At 63.3% G+C, this 3967-nt stretch carries 4 protein-coding genes and 1 pseudogene; 4 read left to right on the top strand and 1 reads right to left on the bottom strand.

Annotated elements, in window-relative coordinates:
- Positions 1-646: hypothetical protein (locus tag J7J55_01280; protein ID MCD6141340.1), on the top strand; the 646-nt coding region annotated here is incomplete at its 5' end.
- A gap of 39 nt (positions 647-685) precedes the next feature.
- Here the strand turns inward: J7J55_01280 and pyk are convergent.
- Entirely contained in the window at positions 686-2110 is a 1425-nt protein-coding gene (pyk, locus tag J7J55_01285) for a pyruvate kinase (GenBank protein MCD6141341.1), read from the bottom strand.
- Positions 2111-2405: 295 nt separating this feature from the next.
- Here pyk and cysK point away from each other — a divergent pair, with 295 nt between their 5' ends.
- The 3 genes and pseudogenes from cysK to cysE form a co-directional block, all read left to right on the top strand.
- Entirely contained in the window at positions 2406-3290 is an 885-nt protein-coding gene (gene cysK / locus J7J55_01290; protein ID MCD6141342.1) for a cysteine synthase A, read from the top strand.
- Positions 3272-3469 (top strand): annotated as a pseudogene (locus tag J7J55_01295) (cysteine synthase A). The gene cysK and the pseudogene J7J55_01295 overlap by 19 nt, the downstream one beginning before the upstream one ends.
- The coding region (cysE, locus tag J7J55_01300; GenBank protein MCD6141343.1) for a serine O-acetyltransferase at positions 3450-3967 on the top strand (518 nt) is incomplete at its 3' end. The pseudogene J7J55_01295 and the gene cysE, both read left to right, overlap by 20 nt.

Here is a 3967-nt window from a genome sequence, read left to right on the forward strand (position 1 = left end):
ACCGTATACCTATCAATGGTCTGGTCCTGACGGCAAGATCATAGAGAGCGAGGCAGGTACAGGGGAGATCACGGTCGACCAACCCGGCGTGTATACTCTCACCGTCACCGGAGCCAACGGCTGCTCGGCGAGCGATACAGTGATCGTAGCCGAGGACTTCGCTGCGCCAGTGCTCGATGCGGGCCCGGATAAGTTCCTCACCTGCGCGGAACAGAAGGCCTATCTCCACGTCGATATCAGTGGTGGACATCCTCCGTACAGCATCGTCTGGACCGACGACTGCGGAAACGAGATCGGGACTACCGCGGACATAACGGTCGAACTCCCCGGCGTTTACACCGTCACCGTGACCGGAGCGAACGGCTGTTCGGCGAGCGACACGGTCAAGGTGATCGAGGCGATCGATCCGCCCCAGGTCGACGCCGGTCCGGACAGGGTATTGACATGTGACGTCACCGAGGTAACGTTGGACGCTACGGTAACCGGTGGAACTCCCCCCTACACCTACGCGTGGAGGGACGCCTGCGGGAGGATCGTGGGGAACACGGAGGACATAACCGTAAGCGCCCCGAACACTTACACTCTGACGGTCACCGGGGCGGACGGCTGCATGGCCTCCGACAGCGTGGTGGTGACAAAGGAGTGAGCCGAAGCCATTGCAACTCTTGCGGGGTGAGAAAACCGGTTACAGACGGTGGACTTTGAGGAAGTTGGTCTTTCCCCCACCCCCGATCGGGAGGCCACCGGTAACCACGACCAGGTCATCCTTCTCCGCCAGTCCGCGGTCGAGGAGCGTCTTCCGGACCAGCTTCAGCATCTCATCAGTATTGCCGTATTCAGGAACCTGGATCGGTTGCACTCCCCATACCAAGGTTAGCCTCCGGCACGTCGCAGCAGATGGAGTAAGAGCCACGATCGGTACGCGCGGTCGCTCCCGCGCCACCTGACGGGCGGTATACCCGCTAAACGTGGAGGTGACGATCAGGCGAGCGGCGAGCTCGTCGGCAATCCGGGCAGTGGCGTCGCTGATTGCGTCGGTGATCGGGTGCCGATGGGGAAGCCGTTCAAAGTCATCGTCAGAACGGGGGTAGAGCCGCGGTTCGACGATTCGCGCGATCCGGTCCATCACCTCCACCGCCCTGACCGGGTAGCGTCCGACCGCCGTCTCGCCGGACAACATCACCGCGTCCGTCCCGTCGAGGATCGCATTTGCAACGTCGCTCGCCTCCGCTCTTGTCGGGCGGGGTGCCGTAACCATCGATTGTAGCATCTGCGTCGCAGTGATCACCGGAATCCCGGCTCGGTTGCACCGGCGAATGATTTTTTTCTGGACGAGAGGGACCTCCTCCACCGAGATCTCCACCCCGAGATCGCCGCGGGCGACCATCACCGCATCGCTCTCCTCCAGGATGGCGTCGAAGTTGTCGAGCGCCTCCCGTTTCTCAATCTTAGCGATGATCCCAACCGCGTTCCTATCCCCGGTCGTCTCCTCCACCAGCTCCCGCAGCGCCCGGATGTCAGCGGCAGCCCGGACGAACGACAACGCGAGGTAGTCGACCCCGTGTTCGAGTGCGAACCGGGCGTCATTCCGGTCCTTCTCCGTAAGCGCATCCAATAACCCGGTTCCCCCCGGAGCGGCTATCCCCTTGTGAGAGTAGAGCAGCCCCCCGGCGATCACCCGACAGACGAGCCGCCCGGGGCCCTTATCCTCCACCCGCAATTCTATCTCTCCATCGTCGAGGAGGAGCCTGTCCCCGGGATGCACCCCGGCGATCAGCTCGGGATGGGGGAGGGAAATCTCGCCGGGGCCGGGGGAAGACGCGAGCATCCCATCCATGAGGACAAGCGGGTCGGGATCGAGTGCACCGATTCGCAGCTTTGGCCCCTGCAAGTCGGCGATGATCGCCACGGGGGCTCCCGCCTCGGCCGCGAGCCTGCGGATCGCCGTGATGTCGGCAGCGTGTTCGGCGTGGGTCCCATGGGACATGTTGAGTCGGGCCACATCCATCCCGGCGCGAATCAGGCCGCGCAGGACCTCCTCGTTCCGGCACGCCGGCCCGATGGTGGCGACAATCTTCGTACGCGCAGCAGTTGCACTCGAGGAAATCATGGCATGATTGTAAAGGCGGATGCAGATGAACGCACGTCCAAGGTCTGCCGATTGCCTTGACAAGCCGGTATAGGTACTGTATCGTGAGATCACAAAATACCTAGCCGGAGGTGAGCAAAATGACGATGCCTGATCCGATCAAGCCCTTTGTAGGTGGTCGCGTTTGTTGTCACCTCACCTCCTTTATTTGTACGCGCTAGAGAAGCAAACTCCAGGTTAACCTTTTCCCATCTTCCTGATTCTCCCGGCGGATCAGTGCCGGACGGGACCGTTTTGCGCCACTGAAGGAGCAGGTATGATCGTTACGAATTCAATCTTAGATTCAATCGGCAATACCCCGCTTGTGCGGATAAATCGGTCGGTCGAAGGGGACGTTCGACTGCTTGCCAAGCTCGAATCGTTCAACCCAATGGGGAGCGTCAAGGACAGAATCGCATGGGCGATGATCACCGACGCCGAGAGGCGCGGCCTGCTGAAACCAGGGGCCACCGTCATCGAGTCGACCTCGGGTAACACCGGGATCGGCCTCGCGTTCGTGTGCGCGGTGCGCGGCTACCGACTCGTTTTGACGATGCCCGAGACGATGAGCGCCGAGCGGCGGCGGATCCTGCAAGCGCTCGGGGCAGAGGTAATCCTCACACCGGGAGACCTTGGGATGAAGGGGGCGGTGGAGGAGGCGAGAAGGCTCCTTGCCGCGACTCCGGGGGCGTTCATGCCGAACCAGTTCGAAAACCCGGCGAATCCCCGGATCCACGAACAGACGACCGGCCCGGAGATCTGGCGCGATACTGATGGAGAGGTCGACGTCCTCGTCGCTGGGATCGGAACCGGAGGAACAATAACCGGTACGGGGAGGTTCCTCCGATCGCGCAACCCGAACCTGCGGATCATCGGGGTCGAGCCGGCCGGCTCGCCGCTTTTGAGCGAGGGAAAGACCGGGAAGCACCGGATCCAGGGGATCGGAGCCGGGTTCATCCCCGCGGTGCTGGATCAGGGGCTTCTCGATGAGGTGATCGCGGTCTCCGACGCCGACGCAGCCGAGACGGCGCGCCGATTGGGCCGGGAGGAGAGGATCTTCGCCGGGATCTCGTCCGGAGCGGCGGTATGGGCCGCCCTCCAGGTGGCGAAACGCGAGGAGAATGCGGGTAAGACGATCGTCCCGAGACGGCGCGCCGATTGAGCCGGGAGGAGGGGATCTTCGCCGGAATCTCGTCCGGAGCGGCGGTGTGGGCCGCCCTTCAGGTGGCGAAACAGGAGGAGCACACGGGGAAGACGATCGTCGTCGTCCTTCCCGACACCGGCGAGCGCTACCTATCCACGGATCTGTGGGAGGTGGGGGATGCTGCGGCGAATACGTGAGGACGTACGCGCGGTGCAGGCCCGCGATCCGGCGGCGCGCCACTTTCTGGAAGTGCTCCTCTGCTATCCCGGGATGCACGCCCTGTGGGCGCATCGGATAAATCACTTCCTGTGGAAGCACGGGTTCAAGCTCCTCGCGCGCTTTATCGCCCATATCGTTCGGAGGCGGACCGGGGTGGAGATCCACCCCGGCGCGCTGATCGGAAGGCGCGTGGTGATCGACCACGGGATGGGGGTCGTGATCGGGGAGACGGCGGTGATCGGCGACGACGTCCACATGTACTCCGGTGTCGTGATCGGAGCCACCTCGCGCTGCCGCGGCAAGCGCCATCCCACGATCGCGGACGGGGTGGTCATCGGCGCAAACGCCGTGCTTCTCGGACCGATCCGCGTCGGAAGGCGGGCGAAGATCGGTGCCGGAGCGATCGTCCGCCATGACGTTGAAGCAGGAGAGGTGATACGCGCTCCAACCGCGTTACAGCACCGGGCAGGCGTGGT

The organism is Candidatus Bipolaricaulota bacterium (assembly GCA_021159055.1).
Lineage (GTDB): Bacteria > Bipolaricaulota > Bipolaricaulia > UBA7950 > UBA9294 > S016-54.

What these genes read in the sequence shown, in the direction of transcription:
- pyk (MCD6141341.1), bottom strand. Translation starts at nt 2,110, where the DNA reads ATGATTTCCTCGAGTGCAACTGCTGCGCGTACGAAGATTGTCGCCACC.
- cysK (MCD6141342.1), top strand. Translation starts at nt 2,406, where the DNA reads ATGATCGTTACGAATTCAATCTTAGATTCAATCGGCAATACCCCGCTT.